This is a genomic window from Prolixibacteraceae bacterium (assembly GCA_019720755.1).
GTDB lineage: Bacteria > Bacteroidota > Bacteroidia > Bacteroidales > Prolixibacteraceae > Halosquirtibacter > Halosquirtibacter laminarini.
In genome coordinates this window covers 781,470-801,550 of record CP081303.1, presented here as the reverse complement: position 1 = coordinate 801,550, position 20,081 = coordinate 781,470, and the positions used below count along the sequence as shown (strand labels likewise).

Sequence of the window (20,081 nt, the reverse complement as noted above, 5' to 3'; positions counted from 1 at the left end):
TACACTTAATAATTGTAACAAAAAGAGTACAATAACCGTACCAAATTAAATGTAATGGCGAAAGTATTAACATCAAAGAAAGAAAATTATTCTCAATGGTACAACGATCTTGTTGTTAAAGCAGATCTTGCTGAAAGTTCTGCAGTTAGAGGATGTATGGTGATTAAACCTTATGGCTATGCAATTTGGGAGAATATGCAAGCCGAATTGGATAGAATGTTTAAAGAAACAGGGCACGTAAATGCCTACTTCCCCTTGTTTATCCCCAAATCTTTCTTCAGTAAAGAAGCAGACCACGTGGATGGCTTTGCGAAGGAGTGTGCGGTAGTAACGCATTATCGTTTAAAAAATGATGAAAATGGAAATGGTGTAGTAGTTGATCCTGATGCAAAACTAGAAGAAGAGCTTATTGTTCGTCCTACATCTGAAACCATTATCTGGAACACATATAAAAACTGGATCCAATCCTATAGAGATCTTCCAATTCTTTGCAACCAATGGGCAAATGTAGTTCGTTGGGAAATGAGAACTCGTATGTTCTTACGTACAGCCGAATTCTTATGGCAAGAAGGACATACTGCTCACGCAACCAAACAAGAGGCCTTAGAAGAGACTGAAAGAATGATCAATGTGTACTCTAAATTTGCTCAAGAGTACATGGCACTTCCTGTTATCATGGGAGCAAAATCAGATGAAGAACGATTTGCTGGAGCTTTAGAAACTTTTACTATCGAAGCACTGATGCAAGATGGTAAAGCATTACAATCAGGAACTTCTCACTTCTTAGGTCAAAATTTCGCGAAAGCTTTTGATGTTAAATTTGCAAATAAAGAGGGGAAAGAAGACTTTGTTTGGGCAACTTCATGGGGAGTTTCTACTCGACTAATGGGGGCTTTAATCATGGCACACTCTGATGACAAAGGATTGGTCCTACCTCCAAGACTTGCTCCTCATCAAGTAGTTATCGTTCCTATCTACAAAGGAGAAGAGCAACTAAATACTATTCGTGAAAAAGTAGATGTTATCATAAATGAACTAAAAGCTTTAGGAGTTCGTGTTAAATTTGATGACAGAGACAACCAGCGTCCAGGATGGAAATTCGCTGAATATGAATTAAAAGGGGTTCCTGTAAGACTTGCTATTGGTGCACGTGATCTTGAAAATGGAACTATCGAAGTGGCTCGTCGTGACAACATGTCTAAAGAGACCAAAGAGATTGATGGCATTTCACAATACATCGCAGATCTTCTTGAAGAGATCCAATCATCGATATTCAAGAAAGCGTTAGATTTCAGAACAGAAAAAACGACAAAGGTCGACACTTACGAAGAATTCAAGGAAGTTCTTAAGAACAAAGGTGGATTTATTCTTGCACACTGGGATGGAACAACAGAAACAGAGTTGAAAATCAAAAACGAGACCAAAGCAACAATTCGTTGTATTCCTTTTGATCAACCTGAAGAAGACGGAATTTGTATTTACTCAGGAAAACCTTCGAAAAAAAGAGTACTATTTGCTCTTGCATACTAAGGTCTTACAGTAAGAGATACTAGAAGAAAAGGGATTTCAAAATGAAATCCCTTTTCTTTATAAAAACACTATACCTCAACAGATTATCTCGATTAATAAATACACCATAGTATTTAACATTGACTATTTTTACATGATAAAAATGTAAATTCATAGTTATTTAAATAGAATAATTATATATTAAGCTATCATTTTAAAAAAATCGATATGTTTAATAAAGATACATACATTTCTCGTCGAGAGAGACTACATGCAATGATGCCAGAAAAAGGATTGATCCTTATTCCTGGTAATATGGAAGCAGAATACAACTATCCACACAACACCTACCACTTCCGACAAGACAGTACATTTGTCTATCTTTTTGGTTTAGATCTGCCTAATATGTTTGGTGTAATCGATTTAGATGAAGGCAAAGACTATATCTTTGGCAATGATGTAGATATCGAAGACATTATCTGGATGGGACCACAAATCCCGTTAAAAGAGAAAGCACTTGAATTTGGAGTGAACCACACAGCCCCTATCAAAGACCTTTATTCGATGATCAAAGAAGCAGTTCAAAAAGATCGTCAAATTCATATTCTTCCGACTTATAGAGGTCGTACAGAGATCATGCTCGGAGAGCTTTTAGAGGTTCATCCACAGAAACTCACTCCTTTCATCTCTACATCTCTTAGAGATTGTATGATTAAGCTACGTGAGAAAAAGGATGCATTAGAAATTGAGGAAATAGAAAGAGCATGTGCTATTGGATATGAAATGCACACCACTGCCATGCAACTAGCACAGCCAGGAGTATCAGAACAATATATCGCTGGTGTAATCGAAGGAATCGCTCTCAGTAAAGGAAAAGGGATTAGTTTCGCAACAATCCTATCACAACATGGAGAAACACTACACAACCACGACCACTCTGGGATTCTAACAACAGGAAAACTAATGCTAGTAGATGCAGGTGCAGAAGCAAACAGCTATTATGCCTCTGACAACACTCGAACAATTCCTGTTGGTGGAAAATTCACTAGCAAACAAAAAGATATCTACAATATCGTTCTTGCAGCAAACGAAAAGGCAAATTCAATGTTTGCTCCTGGGATAACCAATTTAGATTGTCATTTAGCGGCAGCAAAAGTGATCGCCGAAGGATTAAAATCTGTTGGTATCATGAAAGGAAATATTGATGATGCGGTAGCAAATGGAGCACATGCCATGTTCTTCCCTCATGGATTAGGTCATATGATGGGATTAGATGTTCACGACATGGAAGGGTATGGACAAGTGTATGTTGGTTACGACGATAAAATACGTCCTGTAGACCAATTCGGAACAGAAAACCTACGCCTTGGTAAAAAATTAGAAGAAGGATTTGTTATCACAAACGAACCGGGTGTATATTTTATTCCAGCTCTAATAGAAAAATGGAAGAAAGAAGGCATCAATCACGACTTCATTAATTTTGATATCCTAGAAAAAGAGTACCTTGACTTTGGTGGTATTCGATTAGAAGACGACCTTCTAATAACCAAAACTGGCGCCGACATATTAGGAGAAAGAATTCCTATTACTGTAGAAGAGGTAGAAGCAGAAGTAGCCAAAGGCGCATAAAACAAAAATACTCTAGAGAATATCGATTCTCTAGAGTATTTTTTTATCCTTTCAACCTCTGTGCAATCATCTCAGCACATCGCTCTCCATCCATGGCAGAGGAGACAATTCCACCTGCATAACCAGCACCTTCTCCACAAGGATAAAAATTCTTCACTCGAATATGACTTAACGTATCCATATCACGAGGAATCCTTACAGGAGATGAAGTTCTAGATTCAACACCAATAATTTTAGCATCATTCGTTAGAAATCCTTTTGCTCTTCTTCCCATCAACTCGAAACCTCTACGCAAACGAGAAGAGATGTTCTCAGGCAACCACTGATCTAAACGAGAAGGAGTCAATCCAGGCCTATAAGATGATTTAGGTATAGTCGTAGAAGCTTTGCCTAACACAAAATCTATCATACGCTGGGCTGGGGCATTCTGAGTCCTTCCGGCCTCTTCAAAACACAGCTTTTCAAGCCGTTCTTGATACTTCAATCCAACCAAAGGGTCAGATGTATTGCCAAGATCCTCAGGATGTATCTCCACAACCAAACCAGCATTGGCAAATTTCCCCCCTCTACTTGAAGGAGACATCCCATTCACAACAAGTTCATCAGGTGCTGTCGCCGCAGGAACTACAATTCCACCGGGACACATACAGAAAGAATATACTCCACGATCCTTCACCTGCTCAACGAATGAATAGGAAGCAGCAGGCAAATATTCGCCTCGATCCTTTCCATGATATTGAATATGATCGATCACCTCTTGAGGGTGTTCCAACCTCACCCCCATTGCAAACGCTTTAGGTTCTAGTTCTACCCCTTTTTCGTACAGGGTGTAATATATATCACGTGCAGAGTGCCCTGTGGCTAGTAGAACTGCATTTGCAAACAATTCTTTACCATCATTCAAGACAACCCCTTTCATATAGTCTTTTTCTAATATAAAGTCAACCACTTTGGTTCCAAAATGAACCTCTCCACCAGCATGTAAAATAGATTCCCTCATTTTCATCACTACTTTTGGAAGAACATTGGTACCAATATGGGGATGTGCCTCTATAAGAATCTCATCTTGAGCTCCATGAAAATTAAATATCTCAAGAATACGACGAACATCACCCCTCTTTTTAGAACGAGTGTATAACTTTCCATCAGAAAATGTTCCAGCACCTCCTTCTCCAAAGCCATAATTAGAATCAGGATGAACAATGTGCTTATTGTGTATCGCAGATATATCCTCCTTGCGATCATAAACATCTTTACCTCTTTCCAGAACAATTGGCTTCAATCCTAGCTCGATCAACCTCAAAGCTGCAAACATTCCTGCAGGTCCAGCACCAACAATTATCACAGAAGGACTAGATGAAACATCAGGATAACTAAAAGATGGCCTCTTGGGAGGCAACTCTTTTTGGTCAATATCAACCAATAAACTTAAGTTCACTTTGATATTTGATCTTCTCGCATCTATAGATGAACGACGTACTATAATATCACAAATACGCTTCTTATCTATATTCAATTTCTTCGCTATCTCTGGATACAAGCTTCTAACATCAGACGCTTGCTTCGGTGTAGCAGTAATATTAATATCTTTTCTCATTTCTATTTAATTCACCCTATTTACTCAAAATAGAATATCAATGTGACTACATGTGGACGAAGACCTTTTAAAGGATACATAAATTGCGGATCAAAATCATCTACCTGTTTAGGATCAGGAATATCACCCAAAACATTATTGATTCCTATCCCATACCTCAACTCCGTCGAAAACTTAAAATACTGCAAAAATGAATCAAAACCGACACCAACTTCTGCCATATAACTAGTACCATTCAATTTAACCAAATCATCGTCATCATCTCGGGTTTCCAAATCAATCCTACAACTTGCTCCAGCAACAAAATATGGACGAAAATTGACTGCTCGTTGTGCTTTAAATTTAAACAAGATAGGTAGGTCAATATAGGTTGATTTAGCGACATAACTATAGGGAGTAGATACAATATCACCCTCATCCACACTACTAGAAGGGTAAGTCCCATTTTTAGGGAATGAGTAGGTTATTTTTCGCTCTCCAAAAGACATTCCTGGAAGAAAACGTAGATCAAGCCAAGAATTGATTCGTAAGGAAGTTGTAATTCCCACTGTAAAACCTAGCGTAAGAGAAGATACCTCAGCAACGACATTGCTGTTTGGATCATATTTAAAACCATCTCCACTACTCGAGGGAGCTATATAATTGGGATTTAAGGATGGCATACTATAGTAATTAAACCCAAAATCCATATAATTGGTTCCTAAGAAAAATCCAAAATGAAACTTTCGCTTATCATATGTGGTCAAATTTGGAACTGTACTCCATTGGGCAACAGCGTTCACAGCAAAAATCACACATAACGATATCGTCAAAGTGAGTCTTCTCATATATAGTTCTTCCTTCTTTATCAACAAAAAATATGTATCATAAATAAAACAATAAATTGTAAGTTTTATTGCTTATCCTATAACTATCAGTTTATTTAACTGCCAAATAAATCGTTGCAATTCCAAAAGTTAATCGATACTCTTTGACATTATGGAAACCTACCTTGTTAAGTATAGCAATAAAATCTTCGCCATCAGGAAAGGCTGCAACCGATTCTGGAAGATAAGTATAAGCACGTTTATCTTTAGAAACAATTCGTCCCCACCAAGGTAACACATAATATGAGTAGAAGTTATATAGTTGCTTTACAGGAAAAGCTCTAGGTTTACTAAATTCAAGAACACAGGCTACTCCTCCTGCCTTTAATACTCTGTAGAATTCGGAAAGGCCAATTTCAAGATGTTCAAAATTACGCACTCCGAAACCTACAGTTATAGCATCCATACTCTCTGTTGAAAATCTCATTGCTTCAGAATCGCCCACTTCAAAAGAGATCGTCTCTTGCAACCCCAAATTAGAGATCTTCTCTTCGGCAATCTTCATCATTCCCTCAGAAATATCCATTCCAATAATATGTTCAGGCTTCAGCTTATTTACTTCTACTGCAAAATCTCCTGTTCCTGTTGCAACATCTAAGATATTCTTAGGAGAAAAAGGGCTCAGTAGGCGTACGGCCTTTTTACGCCAAAGTTTATCAATGCCAAATGAAAGCCAGTGATTCAAAAAATCATACTTAGGTGCTATGGCATTAAACATCTCTGCAACTTGTTCTTTCTTGCCAAGATTTGAATGATTGTACGGATTTACCACTATTCTATTTTTAATTACGATTCCACGTTGGAATAGTCCTTATCTATATATCCATATGATTCATCGTCTATACGAATTTCTCCTTTAGTAACATGCCCTAATGCGAAGAAAGATTGTCCTGCTGAGGTCATATAATCAATAAAATCATCATCTTTTTCTGGTGATACACTTACAATTACACGCCCTAAATATTCCCCGAACAAAAATGCTTCTGGAGACACTGACATATCAGTCGTTATATCAAATCCATAACCACTATCATATCCTGCACGTAACAATGAGAAGAAAAGTCCACCACGATGCAATGGATTGGCTGTCTCAATCAAATTGTCTGATACCAGCCCTTCAAGGACATCCTTTAACTTTATTTCTAAATCTAAATCAAACTTCATCAATGAGTCCCAAGTCTCATTCATCACATACTTCTGAAATAGTGAGCCTTGTACATCTTCGAGTGATTTACCCAACAAATATATATTATTTCCTTTAGTTTTAAAGCTAGAAGTGACAAAGTGAGCCTCAGTTTTTAAGACACCCAATCCATGAAGAACTAAAGAAGGCATCTGATTTATGGTCGATGGATCACACGTAAATAATATCTTCTGATGACTCATTGGAAGATTATACTTCCTCGAAATACGCTTGCATCCCTCTTTAATGGCATCTACCATCTCCATATGATAAGGGCTAGACATACTCACATTAGTCACAGTGATATCAAAAGCAGATACCACAGCACCAAAACTATATATCTTTCTTATCAACTGTGCCAAAGCCAATTCAGTGGATGCCTGAGGAGAAATTCTTAACAAACGCTCCATGACAATTGTTGCCGAAACCATTACATTTTCACTATTCTCTATAGGTACAATACCTGCATCTACATGACTCGTACTATTTAAAACTGTATCGGATGTGATATTGTCTTTATTTACATGGAAATAATTCACAGGAGAGAGCTGAGGCAAGGCAAGCATCATCTCAATAACATCCTTCACTAATAACTTATTTTCATTCTGTAACTCTGGATGAATAGACATAAGCATTAAATTTTGAGGTTTTACGTTTTTCTTCTTATCTCAAAGTTATAATTCTTATTGAACTATTCATACAATATAGACAACAATCTACTTGACATACCCCAAGGACTCAATCTAAAAAAACACAAACTTAAACCACTAGTTACAAGCAATCTAGACACCCTTAATAAATTATCTCTATCAGAACATCTATTTTTTCAATCTCGAATAAAAAGAAGTGTACTAAAATTTAACACTTTTCATTTTAATTCGTTTGGGAATAATATCTTTGAACTGATCAGAATATTGATGAGCATAAGCATCACTTTTTTTCAAAAGTGAGTCAATGACATGAACATCATGACTAGCTTTTTTTCGAAAAGTCTTATCAAAAGCTGCAATGGAGTCACCTCCAACATAATGATATGGCAACACCTCAAAACCATAGCCCTCTCCTTGAGGATAGCGATGAACATACGTCGTTTGATAAGAGACACTATCCAATCTGCAGGAGATAGAATCTTTCACAAATTCGAGGTTTACAATAAGTCCGACATCTTTAGGACACTCTCGCTGATTAGAGATAAAATTACCTAGTGAATAGACACACAACTCCCCTTTTTCTCTATTCCAATTGATAGGTTGAACCACATGTGGGTGCGAACCAATCACCACACGAACTCCTAGATGATGCATGAAAGATGTAAGTTTCTTTTGAGCTACCGAAGGCTTCAAGTGATATTCATACCCCCAATGAAACATCGTCACAATCTGATCTACTCCTTTTTGTTGTAAACAAGCAACATCTTGCCTTATTTGTGTTGTATCAATTTTATTCACCACGATAGGAGGGCGAACTGCAATACCATTGGTTCCATAAGTATAATTCAACACGCCTATTCGTATCCCCTCTTTTTCCAAAACCAAATAAGATTTATTCGCACGAGAGGCACTATCTATATAGGCTCCCATATATGGTATATTACGCTCCTCCAATGCAGAGATAGTTCGTCTAACCCCTCTAAAACCTCGATCCATTACATGATTATTAGCCAAAGCAAATAGATCGATTCCTGCGTTACGACATGCCTCTAAAAGGGAGGTTGGAGAAGAGAACGTTGGATAACCCGAATAGGGTTCTCCTGCCAAAGTAACCTCAAGATTTCCTATTGTGAAATCAGACTTAGAAAGGGATCGTTTTATATACTGAAAACAGTGTTGGTATGGATTTACAAGAGAGTCCTGATGCAACTTATAGTCTGCATCCTCTAATTGGGCCCCATGTCCCATAATATCCCCAATAAATGTCATAGAGACCCTCTTTTGACCAAACAAAGTCATAGAGACTAAAAGAAGTAGCGTTGTGAGAAAAGAAACTTTATAATTCATCTTATCCAGTAATTATAAAAAAGTCAAGATAAAAAAAAAGCCCCACAAATCAATGTAGGGCTTTTGCGGTCTGGACGGGACTCGAACCCGCGACCCCATGCGTGACAGGCATGTATTCTAACCAACTGAACTACCAAACCAAAAAATTAAAGAGAGTCTCTAGTGCGGTCTGGACGGGACTCGAACCCGCGACCCCATGCGTGACAGGCATGTATTCTAACCAACTGAACTACCAAACCGTATTCCGACTAATTACGACTCTCTTTTTTAAATAATATAAAGAACTTATTTCCTTGGCGGTCTGGACGGGACTCGAACCCGCGACCCCATGCGTGACAGGCATGTATTCTAACCAACTGAACTACCAAACCAAAAAATTAAAGAGAGTCTCTAGTGCGGTCTGGACGGGACTCGAACCCGCGACCCCATGCGTGACAGGCATGTATTCTAACCAACTGAACTACCAAACCGTATTCCGACTAATTACGACTCTCTTTTTTAAATAATATAAAGAACTTATTTCCTTGGCGGTCTGGACGGGACTCGAACCCGCGACCCCATGCGTGACAGGCATGTATTCTAACCAACTGAACTACCAAACCAAAAAATTAAAGAGAGTCTCTAGTGCGGTCTGGACGGGACTCGAACCCGCGACCCCATGCGTGACAGGCATGTATTCTAACCAACTGAACTACCAAACCGTATTCCGACTAATTACGACTCTCTTTTTTAAATAATATAAAGAACTTATTTCCTTGGCGGTCTGGACGGGACTCGAACCCGCGACCCCATGCGTGACAGGCATGTATTCTAACCAACTGAACTACCAAACCAAAAAATTAAAGAGAGTCTCTAGTGCGGTCTGGACGGGACTCGAACCCGCGACCCCATGCGTGACAGGCATGTATTCTAACCAACTGAACTACCAAACCGTATTCCGACTAATACGACTCTCTTTTTAAATAATATAAAGAACTTATTTCCTTGGCGGTCTGGACGGGACTCGAACCCGCGACCCCATGCGTGACAGGCATGTATTCTAACCAACTGAACTACCAAACCAAAAATAAAATTGCTTTTCTAGAGTGTCTCTCTCGAAAGGCGTTGCAAATATAGACCATGTTTCTTTTTTTACAAATTTTACAAGCACTTTTTTTACAATATTTTTTCAAGACAAACACGCTAGAATAGGCAATATCATCTCTTTTACACTTCCGTTTTTATCTCAAAAAAAGAAAAATGAACACTCCCATATTTTCTTAACTCGCTGAAATTAGGATGAGTGGAATAGTCCGTATTTTTACCATGCTCCACAATCAAAATACCATCTTCAGACAGCAATTCCCTCGCAAAAATTTTTTCTGGAATTTCTGAAATATTATCCAATTCATATGGAGGATCAGCAAAAATAAGATCATACTTCCTTCTAGAGGAAGAGATAAATCGAAAAACATCCCCACGAATTGCACTCACCAAACGAGATATCTTTAACTCATCGATAGAAGAGCGAATAAAACCATAGTGTTTATTGTCCTTTTCAACAATTGTAATATCTCTACACCCATGCGAAGCCATCTCATATGAAATAGCACCAGTTCCTCCAAAAAGGTCCAAAAAAACGACCTCTTCAAAATCGATACGATTTCTCAAGATATTAAAAAGACTCTCTCTTGCAAAGTCTGTCGTAGGCCTAGCAGTGAACTTTTTCCCTGGACTCAACTGCTTTCCTCTAAATTGTCCACCAATAATTCGCATTTATATACATTTAAGAAAGGCATGTACATCGACACATTACGACTCAAATCCTCTGTATCTAAATCGCACAATACCTCACCATTAAAAAAATCAATATATTTACACTCTGCCTGAAGTAGACGAACACTTTCATTATCAAAAGAGACGTCACCCATAAGAACTACTCTCAAATTTTCAAAGGAAACATCACACTGTTCTGAAGCACATAAAAGATAATAGCTCATATCCATCTCACCATCCAAACAGTAGTGGTTCGCCAACAACAAATCACCGTTGCCATTTTTCAAGAACAGACTCATAAAAGCACGTTTTACTGAAATCCATGCCACACAATCCCTCGTTTGAGGCATAGAGCAACCGATCTGATGCATCAAAGTATGAAGGTGTAAAAAGTGAACTTCTTTAAAAGTCGCTTGTATCTCCTCCAATATCGTACACGGTACAGTAAAAAGAACCCCCCATGTCAAACCATGAGACTGATTCCAAATACAGCGATCCTCCTCCGCATTAAAAGATGGGAAATGTAACTTACAATAAGCATAGACATCCTCACTAGAGAATAGTCCTACAGGAATGCTCACCACATTTCCTAAATCAAAAACAATAGAGGTCCGTCTAAAATCCTCTTGAAGAAATGGCAAAGTCTTTAACCAAGTAGACAAAGCAACGGATATCAAATGTCGCGGAGTGGCAACAAGTGACTCAAAACCAAAAGCCAATACTCGAGGAGTCTTCCCACTACTATCAGTTATAGAAAAAGAAAATCCATCCAAGCTTACTTGGATGGATCTTTCATATTTGTAAAATACTTCATTAGAAACCGTTTTATCAATGTAGACAGTGGATTCCATACAAAAAAAGTATTTATATTTTTATGCTAAATAATTATTCCCAATTACCAGCGTTGTTATTCGCTTCTGTAATAGATCCTACTTGAAGACCTGGAAATTTATTATTTACACGAGCTGCTTCATTATCATTTACAATCAATTGCTCGTACTCTCCCTCAAGATCCTTCAAGTACTGATTGTTATGACACTTCGCCTCAAAAACATTAACATCCACTCCAGAACCTGTCGTTACGATTCCAGCTTGAAGTTGAAATTTCTCCCCATGTCCAAAAGGAACTTCAGAAAGTTTCTCTGGGTTGAATCCAGCAGTTTTAAATAGAGAATCTTTCACCCCTGTATACAATGTATCACGGATAATTAATCCTTTCTCCAAGGCTTTAGCCTCTGTCCATCCTGCATCAACCATAGAATCAGTCAAAGAACCAATACGACGAACTAATGGTAGTGAATCTTCTGCAACAAAAGTCACCAAAGTATCCCAACTTCCTGTAAAGTGACCGTTCACACTTTTGAAAGCCACCTCAGCTTTACGCACCTCTTTTAATTTTGCAACTACAGCATCGTAGCGTACAGTTTTTGCCTTCTTATATAGAATTGGTTGCTCAACTGTTTTATAAATCTTAAACGCAATAAATGCAGATAATGCAATCAATACTACTTGAATCAATATTTTTTTCATACTCTTTCGTTAATGAAATTACTGGTTTGTCTGCAAATTTAAGAAAAAAAATAAATTTTATTCTCTGTAATTTCCTTATTTTGGCAATATGCAAAAAAAAGAATTTATCTCAAAGCTAAAATCTTCGGTCCATTTTGATCTCACATCCGATCAAATGGGCCTCATTGAGGCTATTTATGACTTTATTTTTCTTGAAAATCAGTCAAATATTTTCATTCTTAAAGGATATGCAGGAACTGGCAAAACAACAATCATTGGTCTGATAATCCAAACATTACGCCATTTCGGCGTCTCGACGACACAAATGGCTCCCACTGGACGCGCAGCAAAAATACTAAACGATCACACCAAGCTATCGGTCTCCACAATTCACAAAAAAATTTACCAACAGAGAAATGTTGGAAGTATCGATTTTAAGTTCGATCCTAGAAAATCTAAAGATGAATTTCAAGTTTATTTTGTAGATGAAGCCTCCATGATATCAAATCACAACTTCAAAGACGCAATATTTGGTTCGGGAAACATCCTTGAAGATCTTGTCAGTGCCACAATCACAAGCGAAACAAATAAACTAATCCTTATCGGTGATGACGCACAGCTTCCACCAATAGGGCAAGATAATGCTCCGGCTCTTGACAAAGACTATCTTTATGGATTTGGTTTTGGAGTCTCTGACTATAAGATTAGCAAAATTATTCGACATCAAGAAGACTCTGGAATTCTTCATAATGCCACAAAAATACGCCTTCTTCTCCACGAACAATCAGAAGAAACCTCCATTAAATTTGATATTCAAGGATTTGATGATATTATCCCAACAAACGGAAGAGACATATTAGAACAACTAGAATCTTGCTACGATAAAAATGGCGTTTCTGAAACAATCCTAATCACCCGATCCAATAAAAGAGCAAACACTTTTAATCAAGGAATTCGCAACTCTATCTTTTTCTATGAAGAGAAGATAGACAACAACGACCTTATTATGGTTGTAAAAAACAACTACTTTTGGAGCAAGCAATACAAAGACATTGATTTTGTTGCCAATGGAGAAATTGCGAAAGTCATTAGAGTCGGCAAAACAGAAAACCGCTATGGTCATGATTTTGTACACCTAGATCTCATCCTTACGGAAAGCAATATCGAAATCAACTGTCTTGCCTTTCTTGATCTTTTACACTCTGAAGAGGGAAATATGAGCTTTGAAAAAACCAAAGAGTTATATTTTAATATACTTGAAGAGCACCCTGACGCTTGCACCAAACAGGAACAATGGAAGATTATTAGAGAATCACCATATTTCAATGCACTACAAATTAAGTTCTCGTATGCAATTACATGTCATAAAGCCCAAGGAGGTCAGTGGAAAAATGTAGTCATCGATCAAGGTTACATTACAGAGGAACACATTAACAGCAACTTCTACAAATGGCTATACACAGCAATAACAAGAGCCAAAGACTCCGTTTATCTACTAAATTTCAACAAAGAATTCTATCATGAAAGTGACATCGAATACTTTTAAATAGCTTATATTTGACACTCTCTATTTAAAGGAATAAATACAATATGGAAACGAAGAAAGAAATATTATTAAAGCTCAACAGTTTTCTGAATGAGGTATCTAATACAGGAGAAGTATGGGCTCTTGAAAACAAAGTTGGATTTGCTACAACACAATCTACCATATATGCAGACCAAGATGGCAAACCCATTTTTAAACTGTGTTTCTGGGATAGCGAAGAGAAAGTCAAACAAATCCAATCCGAAGAGTGGAAAGAGTATGATGCGACTAGCTTTCCTCTAGGTGAATTTCTAGAACAATGGTGTGTCGGAATTGCAAACGAAGGTTACCATATAGAGATCAATCTCGACAACAATTATGTAGGTTATGAGATACACCCTCTTGAATTAGCAATGATCATCATCGAAAAACTTCAAGAGACCAATGCAAGCGTACCTCTTCAACACTATGTTAGTCTACAAGATTTCTATGAGCAGATTAAACATACTATTCAATAAAAAAAGCGAAGTGTAAAACTTCGCTTTTTTTATAATATATGGATTTATTCCCACTCAATTGTTGCAGGCGGCTTAGAAGAAATGTCATAAACAACACGATTAATACCTCTAACCTTATTAATGATATCGTTAGATACTTTTGCCAAGAAATCGTATGGAAGATGAACCCAATCCGCGGTCATACCATCTGTAGAAGCTACTGCCCTCAACGCCACGACATTCTCATAAGTTCTTTCATCACCCATGACTCCAACAGATTGAACAGGCAACAACATCACGCCAGCTTGCCAAACATCGTCGTATAAGCCCCATTCTCGCAATCCATTAATAAAGATAGCATCTGCCTCTTGAAGAATACGAACTTTCTCTGGAGTCACATCACTTAAAATTCTAATTCCAAGTCCTGGTCCCGGGAAAGGGTGACGTCCCAACAATTTGCTATCAATACCTAAAGCTTTACCTACACGGCGAACTTCATCCTTAAATAACAAATTCAAAGGCTCTACCACTTTTAACTTCATATAGTCAGGAAGACCACCTACGTTATGGTGAGACTTAATCGTTGCTGAAGGACCTCCATTAACTGAAACGGACTCAATCACATCAGGATAGATTGTCCCTTGTCCCAACCACTTCACATCTTGAATTTTGTGAGACTCCTCGTCAAATACCTCCACAAAATCTTTTCCTATAATTTTTCGTTTCGTTTCTGGATCAACAACACCAGCCAAGTCATTATAGAATTTCTGTTTGGCATCCACACCGATCACATTTAATCCCATCCCTTTGTAAGAGTCTAATACACTCCCGAACTCATCTTTACGAAGAAGTCCGTTATCTACAAAAATAGAAGTTAAATTATCTCCAATTGCCCTGTGCAACAACACCCCAGCAACTGTCGAGTCAACACCACCAGAAAGACCTAGAACCACTTTATCATTGCCTATCTGTGCTTTCAACTTAGCCACAGTCTCTTCAATAAATGAATCTGGAGTCCAATCTTGAGAACATCCACAGACATCCACAATAAAGTTCTTTAAGATCTTCACTCCCTCTAGAGAGTGATAAACCTCTGGATGAAACTGAATTGCAAAAGTATCTTCTCCTTGAATATGATATGCTGCATTCTCCACATCACTTGTAGATGCAATCACCTCATAATTCTCTGGAAGACGTACAATCGTATCTCCATGAGACATCCACACTTGTGAGTCTTGAGATACTCCGTTCAAAAGAACATTCTTATCATTTACATATTGCAGATTTGCACGACCATACTCACGACTGTCTGATGCTCCCACTTCTCCACCGAAAAAGTGAGCCAAATATTGGGCACCATAACAAACACCTAACAAAGGCATTTTTCCCTTTATTTCTGACAAATCAATTCTTGGACCGTTTTCATCTCTAACAGAATATGGGCTTCCTGATAAGATCACTCCTTTTACTGTTTCATCAATTTCTGGGTAATGATTAAAAGGGTGAATTTCACAATAAACGTTTAATTCACGTACTCGTCTCCCTATTAATTGGGTATACTGAGAACCAAAATCTAATATGAGTATTTTCTCCTGCATAAATAGGATTTAAATAATATGGGTAATAATTGGATAATTGCGCAAATATAAATCTTTTTTTTACAAACTATCCAAGCCCCCTGTTTTTAAATAATTATTTAATCTAGAGACAACAAAAAAACATTATAGTTAATACAATGAAGATCAACATCCCCATGACAAAAAAAATAAATATTTTTACTTATAGTAACACATCAAGCCAATAGCTTGCAACTTATAGGCATCCCCAAATATATTCATATGATTCAATACATGATAGAGCATATAGATATTCTGGCGCCTCTCCCAATCTCCCTCAAGTGGAAAAGCATCTTCATATCCATCATGAAACTCCACATCAAATCCCCCAAAAAGTGAAATTAATGCCAAGTCTGCTTCCCTATGACCATAATAAGGTGCAGTGTCGATAAGAACAACCTCACCCTCTTTTGAACTAAGGTAATTTCCACTCCATAGGTCTCCATGAAGGAGCGAAGGAGTCTCATGATCAACGGACGCTAAGATCTTTGGATAGATACGCTCTAACTTTGAGAAACTAGAAGCAAAATGCTCATCAACAAGTCCTTTTTCTTCAGCAATTTTATATTGGGGATACAATCGTTTGTCCCAAAAGAAATCAACCCATGAGCTACGAGTAGCCTTATCTGGAATATTTGTTTGAAGAGTAGAACCTATGAAATTATCAAAAGACAAACCAAAGCTATCCGAAGTAATTTTATGTAGGGAAGCTAGTTGCTTCCCAAAATTGTAAAAGAAATTATACCCTATTTGCCCTTTTTCAATATACTCCATCAAAATAAAACTCGAATCAAAACAATAAACCTTTGGCGTTCGAATGACATTCTCTTGTGATATAATTTCAAGACTTTTCACTTCAAGCCTCAGATCTATCGCTTCGGATTTGGTGCACTTCATAAAACAGACCTTTCCTGAACGAAAAGTTACTACAGAGGTTTTCGTAAAAACCCCGTCATGTTCATGTGAAAGAGTTAATATAGGCTCACCAGCCCATGTTTCGATTTGTTGTAAGGTAAGGGCAGATATAATCATAAAATCTATTTTTTTAGTTTATCCAAAAGTCCCTTACAGCTGTCTTCTAGTATATCTAACACCATCTCGAAACCATCAGGACCACCTGTGTAAGGGTCAGGTACAGTGTCGTAATCATACTCCACAACGAAATCTGTCATTCGATGAATTTTCTTCAAATCCGCCTCATCTCTTGCTCTAGATTTTAAATCTAAGATATTAGAACCATCCATCGCCACAATATAATCCGCACTATCAAAGTCAACATCTTTATCAAAAGGACGAGAAATACTCTCTAGAACATAACCGCGCATTTCAGAGTGCTTACGCATTCTTCTATCTGCTTTCTCCCCTTCATGAGCTGAGATCATTCCTGCAGAATCAATTTCAAATTGATCTAACATCCCAGCATCTTCAGCATACTTCTTAAAAATTCCTTCTGCAGCAGCCGAACGACAAATATTACCTAAACAGATAAAAAGAACTTTTGTCTTGTTTTCTTGAGTACTCATAAATAATCCCTTTTAATTTACGCTTTAATTAAATTTATAACAAACATAAGCAATCTTTTTTAGCACAAAACAGATTCTATTAATTAGATATTATCATTATGTTTGTCAAGCAAAAATATTGCACTTCATTTTTTTAAAGATAATACGAAATATCAAATGATGAAAAGAGTTCTTATTCTTATTGTTCTTTGCCTAGGAATACAAGTAGGTGTAAAGGCCCAGAAAGCAATTGGTCTTCGTTTGGGCGGTGGAAATGGTTATGGTACAGAATTTAGTTTTCAGTATGGACTTACTCAAAACAACAGGCTACAAGCAGACCTTGGTATTAATGGAGGTGATAACTGGGGAGGATGGTCTCTTGTTGGAACTTATCAATGGATACACCACCTAGAAGGTAACTTTCGCTGGTATTATGGTGTTGGTGCAGGCCTAGGTAGTTGGTATAACAAAAATGGGGGAACCAATAGCAACACGGGTGTCTATATCTCTCTAGACGGTATCTGTGGTATCGAATATATGTTCCCTGATATTCCACTTCAACTTGCAGTGGACACCAGGCCTTATATTGGTTTCATTAACTCGAGAGGTTTTAAAATGGACCTTGCAATATCTGCAAGATTTCTTTTCTAAGATAGCAATCTTAGAAGAACTAAAAGGATGATCTTTTAAAAGCATTTTAATTTAGGTTTTCGTAATGAAACCTAAACTCAGATGCTTTTTTTAGATCATTAACTTTTTAAAGCCATAAGTTAAAAAGACCAAAAGGTCTACTATTAAACAATTAATAACATTGTATTTTCATTCCTTGTGCTATATTTGTAACCAAGGTAGATGAAACTACAATGTAATAATTTTTATGGCACATAATATTTTTAAAATATACACCTCTTTACTATTTATGATGATTGCTTATGCATTCGTGATGGATACTATTGCGCCATTAAGTGATACAAATTATTGCGATTCATTGTACGAAAATGCTACTGAACTCCCTGCGGAAAAGGAAAATAAAGGGGAAAGTAGTTCTAAGGATGACTTGAAGAAGAAACTAGAGGACACGAAATTTTATAGTACCAACGATATACTATTCTTTTTGAGTAGTGATTTGAACATTGGTGCCGATGAACAAGCAGACCTTTTCCATTCCCATTACCAAGAGGTGTTATCTCCCCCACCAGACTTTTGTGTGTAACGTGTAAAGATTTTTTTCGGGAAACCACTCCCAAAAACCATTGTATTATTTTCTAGTAGTTTCTACTGTATCTAAAGTCAGAGAATAAGGATTCTTATGTCTCACAGTGAAAATTACTTAGACCTATTTCGTCACACCTAAACTGTTCATTGTCATGCAAAAATCATATATAAAAAGCGATATCATCGCTGGTATTATAGTATTTCTTGTAGCATTACCTCTTTGTCTCGGTATTGCTCTAGCATCAGGTGCACCACTTATCTCTGGTATTATATCGGGGGTTATTGGGGGTATCATCGTTACTCTTTTTAGCAATTCTTCAATTGGAGTTAGTGGTCCGGCTGCCGGGCTTGCAGTCATTGTATTTACGGCAATACAACAACTAGGATACAGTGCCTTTCTAATGGCAGTAGTCCTTTCAGGAGTTCTTCAACTAGCAATGGGGTTTGCCAAGCTCGGATTTATCACGAAACTATTCCCAAAATCAATTATTAAAGGGATGCTTGCGGGTATCGGAATCTCCATTATTTTCACCCAAGGAGCAAACATTGTTGGAACATCTGAAATCAAACAAAATGTGATCGCAGCATTCCAACAAGGAGATATCATGCATTTCTTTGAGTCTATCCATGTAGGGGCATTTGCAATTTTTATTGTCTCATTTGCCATCTTAATCCTATTTGATAAATTCAAATTAAACCAAAACAAATATCTTAAATTCTTCCCTGCTCCTTTATGGGTCGTAATCCTTGGTATCGTATCTAACGTCCTTTTAGACAAATTTGCTCCTGGATTTTCACTTTCAAATACAATCAACGGGTTTATGACGACAGTATCTATTCCAGTAATTGAAAACTTTAGTGATGTCGAGACAATTTTCCAACTACCAGACTTTGGATCGATACTCAATAGCTCTGTTATTGCAACAGCGATCTTAATCTCATTAGTGGGAAGTATAGAAACTCTATTATGTGTAGAAGCTGCAGATGACCTAGATCCTCTTAAAAGGAAAACCAATAGTAATAAAGAGTTGAAAGCACAAGGAATAGGAAACATTTTCTCTGGTCTTATCGGAGGTCTTCCAATTACACAGGTTATTGTACGTAGTGCAACCAACGTATCTTCAGGAGGAAAAACACGCCTATCAGCCTTTGTTCACGGAATCACACTTCTTGTTTGTGTGGCATTCTTAGGTGCAACATTAAATCTAATTCCTCTTGCAGCTCTTGCAGCAATACTGCTTCATGTAGGATACAAACTTGCGAGTAAAGAGGTATTCAAAGCGCATATTAATCAAGGAAAATATGTATTTATCCCATTTGCTGTAACCGCTTTTGGTATCGTAGCGACGGACATGCTTAAGGGAATTAGTTTGGGTATATTAGCTCATATTATTCTATATGTGATACAACATATCAACCACCCTTTCAAAATCCATAACGAAAAGGACATCAACACATATCGAATTGTTCTGTCTAACAATGTTTCTTTTGTACATAGATGGAAATTAATCAAGGCAGTAGAGAACCTTCCAAATACTTCTACCGTTATTGTGGATGGAAGTAAGTCGTTCTTTCATGATCGCCAAATTCCTAAAATTCTTGCCGACCTAAAAAAGACTAGAGTTGCTCAAAAGGCTCATGTCGAATTTATAGGAATCCCTTACTTAAACCACTAATCTAA

At 37.3% G+C, this 20,081-nt stretch carries 18 protein-coding genes and 9 tRNA genes; 7 read left to right on the top strand and 20 right to left on the bottom strand.

What is annotated here, in order from left to right:
• The first annotated feature begins 54 nt into the window (after positions 1 to 54).
• Both proS and K4L44_03280 read left to right on the top strand, forming a co-directional pair.
• On the top strand, positions 55 to 1,530 hold the full coding sequence (gene proS, locus K4L44_03285) for a proline--tRNA ligase (GenBank protein QZE14889.1): 1,476 nt from the start codon (positions 55 to 57) through the stop codon (positions 1,528 to 1,530).
• Between the two features lie 207 nt (positions 1,531 to 1,737).
• On the top strand, positions 1,738 to 3,138 hold the full coding sequence (locus K4L44_03280) for an aminopeptidase P family protein (protein QZE14888.1): 1,401 nt from the start codon (positions 1,738 to 1,740) through the stop codon (positions 3,136 to 3,138).
• Positions 3,139 to 3,181: 43 nt separating this feature from the next.
• Here K4L44_03280 and K4L44_03275 read toward each other — a convergent pair whose 3' ends face one another.
• The 17 genes from K4L44_03275 to K4L44_03195 all read right to left on the bottom strand — a co-directional run bounded on the left by K4L44_03275 (position 3,182) and on the right by K4L44_03195 (position 12,057).
• Complete coding sequence (locus K4L44_03275; protein QZE14887.1) at positions 3,182 to 4,735, bottom strand: FAD-binding protein; 1,554 nt, start codon at positions 4,733 to 4,735, stop codon at positions 3,182 to 3,184.
• 20 nt (positions 4,736 to 4,755) lie between these two features.
• A complete protein-coding gene (locus tag K4L44_03270; GenBank protein QZE14886.1) occupies positions 4,756 to 5,562 on the bottom strand; it encodes a PorT family protein in 807 nt (268 codons plus the stop codon).
• Positions 5,563 to 5,653: 91 nt separating this feature from the next.
• The gene (gene ubiE / locus K4L44_03265; protein QZE14885.1) at positions 5,654 to 6,373 is read right to left on the bottom strand and encodes a bifunctional demethylmenaquinone methyltransferase/2-methoxy-6-polyprenyl-1,4-benzoquinol methylase UbiE; all 720 of its coding nucleotides are present in this window, start codon (positions 6,371 to 6,373) and stop codon (positions 5,654 to 5,656) included.
• A 14-nt stretch (positions 6,374 to 6,387) separates the two neighbouring features.
• A complete protein-coding gene (locus tag K4L44_03260; GenBank protein ID QZE14884.1) occupies positions 6,388 to 7,413 on the bottom strand; it encodes a hypothetical protein in 1,026 nt (341 codons plus the stop codon).
• Between the two features lie 222 nt (positions 7,414 to 7,635).
• Positions 7,636 to 8,781 (bottom strand): CapA family protein, encoded by a 1,146-nt coding sequence (locus K4L44_03255; GenBank protein QZE14883.1) that lies wholly within the window; start codon positions 8,779 to 8,781, stop codon positions 7,636 to 7,638.
• A gap of 66 nt (positions 8,782 to 8,847) precedes the next feature.
• Positions 8,848 to 8,921, bottom strand: a tRNA-Asp gene (locus tag K4L44_03250).
• Positions 8,922 to 8,946: 25 nt separating this feature from the next.
• Positions 8,947 to 9,020: transfer RNA gene (locus tag K4L44_03245), tRNA-Asp, on the bottom strand.
• A 55-nt stretch (positions 9,021 to 9,075) separates the two neighbouring features.
• A tRNA-Asp gene (locus K4L44_03240) sits at positions 9,076 to 9,152 on the bottom strand.
• A gap of 25 nt (positions 9,153 to 9,177) precedes the next feature.
• Positions 9,178 to 9,251, bottom strand: a tRNA-Asp gene (locus tag K4L44_03235).
• 55 nt (positions 9,252 to 9,306) lie between these two features.
• Positions 9,307 to 9,383: transfer RNA gene (locus K4L44_03230), tRNA-Asp, on the bottom strand.
• Positions 9,384 to 9,408: 25 nt separating this feature from the next.
• A tRNA-Asp gene (locus tag K4L44_03225) sits at positions 9,409 to 9,482 on the bottom strand.
• Between the two features lie 55 nt (positions 9,483 to 9,537).
• Positions 9,538 to 9,614: transfer RNA gene (locus K4L44_03220), tRNA-Asp, on the bottom strand.
• Between the two features lie 25 nt (positions 9,615 to 9,639).
• A tRNA-Asp gene (locus K4L44_03215) sits at positions 9,640 to 9,713 on the bottom strand.
• 53 nt (positions 9,714 to 9,766) lie between these two features.
• Positions 9,767 to 9,843: transfer RNA gene (locus tag K4L44_03210), tRNA-Asp, on the bottom strand.
• 144 nt (positions 9,844 to 9,987) lie between these two features.
• A complete protein-coding gene (locus K4L44_03205) occupies positions 9,988 to 10,536 on the bottom strand; it encodes an RsmD family RNA methyltransferase (protein ID QZE14882.1) in 549 nt (182 codons plus the stop codon).
• The gene (locus tag K4L44_03200; protein QZE14881.1) at positions 10,497 to 11,387 is read right to left on the bottom strand and encodes a DUF3822 family protein; all 891 of its coding nucleotides are present in this window, start codon (positions 11,385 to 11,387) and stop codon (positions 10,497 to 10,499) included. The genes K4L44_03205 and K4L44_03200 overlap by 40 nt, the downstream gene beginning before the upstream one ends.
• 34 nt (positions 11,388 to 11,421) lie before the next feature.
• Entirely contained in the window at positions 11,422 to 12,057 is a 636-nt protein-coding gene (locus K4L44_03195) for a hypothetical protein (protein ID QZE15946.1), read from the bottom strand.
• Positions 12,058 to 12,154: 97 nt separating this feature from the next.
• On the opposite strand from K4L44_03195, the gene K4L44_03190 reads away from it, so the two are divergent.
• Together K4L44_03190 and K4L44_03185 are read left to right on the top strand one after the other, a co-directional pair.
• The gene (locus tag K4L44_03190) at positions 12,155 to 13,591 is read left to right on the top strand and encodes an AAA family ATPase (GenBank protein ID QZE14880.1); all 1,437 of its coding nucleotides are present in this window, start codon (positions 12,155 to 12,157) and stop codon (positions 13,589 to 13,591) included.
• 44 nt (positions 13,592 to 13,635) lie between these two features.
• Complete coding sequence (locus K4L44_03185; protein ID QZE14879.1) at positions 13,636 to 14,088, top strand: DUF2750 domain-containing protein; 453 nt, start codon at positions 13,636 to 13,638, stop codon at positions 14,086 to 14,088.
• A 44-nt stretch (positions 14,089 to 14,132) separates the two neighbouring features.
• Here K4L44_03185 and guaA read toward each other — a convergent pair whose 3' ends face one another.
• The 3 genes from guaA to K4L44_03170 all read right to left on the bottom strand — a co-directional run bounded on the left by guaA (position 14,133) and on the right by K4L44_03170 (position 17,206).
• On the bottom strand, positions 14,133 to 15,665 hold the full coding sequence (gene guaA, locus K4L44_03180; GenBank protein ID QZE14878.1) for a glutamine-hydrolyzing GMP synthase: 1,533 nt from the start codon (positions 15,663 to 15,665) through the stop codon (positions 14,133 to 14,135).
• A gap of 177 nt (positions 15,666 to 15,842) precedes the next feature.
• Complete coding sequence (locus tag K4L44_03175; protein QZE14877.1) at positions 15,843 to 16,715, bottom strand: fructosamine kinase family protein; 873 nt, start codon at positions 16,713 to 16,715, stop codon at positions 15,843 to 15,845.
• Positions 16,716 to 16,720: 5 nt separating this feature from the next.
• On the bottom strand, positions 16,721 to 17,206 hold the full coding sequence (locus K4L44_03170) for a low molecular weight phosphotyrosine protein phosphatase (protein ID QZE14876.1): 486 nt from the start codon (positions 17,204 to 17,206) through the stop codon (positions 16,721 to 16,723).
• A 156-nt stretch (positions 17,207 to 17,362) separates the two neighbouring features.
• On the opposite strand from K4L44_03170, the gene K4L44_03165 reads away from it, so the two are divergent.
• From K4L44_03165 to K4L44_03155, 3 genes are all read left to right on the top strand, one after another.
• On the top strand, positions 17,363 to 17,836 hold the full coding sequence (locus K4L44_03165; GenBank protein ID QZE14875.1) for a hypothetical protein: 474 nt from the start codon (positions 17,363 to 17,365) through the stop codon (positions 17,834 to 17,836).
• Positions 17,837 to 18,062: 226 nt separating this feature from the next.
• Complete coding sequence (locus K4L44_03160; GenBank protein QZE14874.1) at positions 18,063 to 18,398, top strand: hypothetical protein; 336 nt, start codon at positions 18,063 to 18,065, stop codon at positions 18,396 to 18,398.
• 154 nt (positions 18,399 to 18,552) lie between these two features.
• A complete protein-coding gene (locus K4L44_03155) occupies positions 18,553 to 20,076 on the top strand; it encodes a SulP family inorganic anion transporter (protein ID QZE14873.1) in 1,524 nt (507 codons plus the stop codon).
• Positions 20,077 to 20,081: the final 5 nt, after the last annotated feature.

Coding starts and splice junctions, on each gene's coding strand:
- K4L44_03170 (QZE14876.1), bottom strand. CDS start 17,206: ATGAGTACTCAAGAAAACAAGACAAAAGTTCTTTTTATCTGTTTAGGT.
- K4L44_03255 (QZE14883.1), bottom strand. CDS start 8,781: ATGAATTATAAAGTTTCTTTTCTCACAACGCTACTTCTTTTAGTCTCT.
- K4L44_03200 (QZE14881.1), bottom strand. CDS start 11,387: ATGGAATCCACTGTCTACATTGATAAAACGGTTTCTAATGAAGTATTT.
- K4L44_03260 (QZE14884.1), bottom strand. CDS start 7,413: ATGTCTATTCATCCAGAGTTACAGAATGAAAATAAGTTATTAGTGAAG.
- guaA (QZE14878.1), bottom strand. CDS start 15,665: ATGCAGGAGAAAATACTCATATTAGATTTTGGTTCTCAGTATACCCAA.
- K4L44_03165 (QZE14875.1), top strand. CDS start 17,363: ATGATGAAAAGAGTTCTTATTCTTATTGTTCTTTGCCTAGGAATACAA.
- K4L44_03190 (QZE14880.1), top strand. CDS start 12,155: ATGCAAAAAAAAGAATTTATCTCAAAGCTAAAATCTTCGGTCCATTTT.
- K4L44_03155 (QZE14873.1), top strand. CDS start 18,553: ATGCAAAAATCATATATAAAAAGCGATATCATCGCTGGTATTATAGTA.
- K4L44_03280 (QZE14888.1), top strand. CDS start 1,738: ATGTTTAATAAAGATACATACATTTCTCGTCGAGAGAGACTACATGCA.
- K4L44_03175 (QZE14877.1), bottom strand. CDS start 16,715: ATGATTATATCTGCCCTTACCTTACAACAAATCGAAACATGGGCTGGT.
- K4L44_03185 (QZE14879.1), top strand. CDS start 13,636: ATGGAAACGAAGAAAGAAATATTATTAAAGCTCAACAGTTTTCTGAAT.
- proS (QZE14889.1), top strand. CDS start 55: ATGGCGAAAGTATTAACATCAAAGAAAGAAAATTATTCTCAATGGTAC.
- K4L44_03205 (QZE14882.1), bottom strand. CDS start 10,536: ATGCGAATTATTGGTGGACAATTTAGAGGAAAGCAGTTGAGTCCAGGG.
- K4L44_03275 (QZE14887.1), bottom strand. CDS start 4,735: ATGAGAAAAGATATTAATATTACTGCTACACCGAAGCAAGCGTCTGAT.
- K4L44_03160 (QZE14874.1), top strand. CDS start 18,063: ATGGCACATAATATTTTTAAAATATACACCTCTTTACTATTTATGATG.
- K4L44_03270 (QZE14886.1), bottom strand. CDS start 5,562: ATGAGAAGACTCACTTTGACGATATCGTTATGTGTGATTTTTGCTGTG.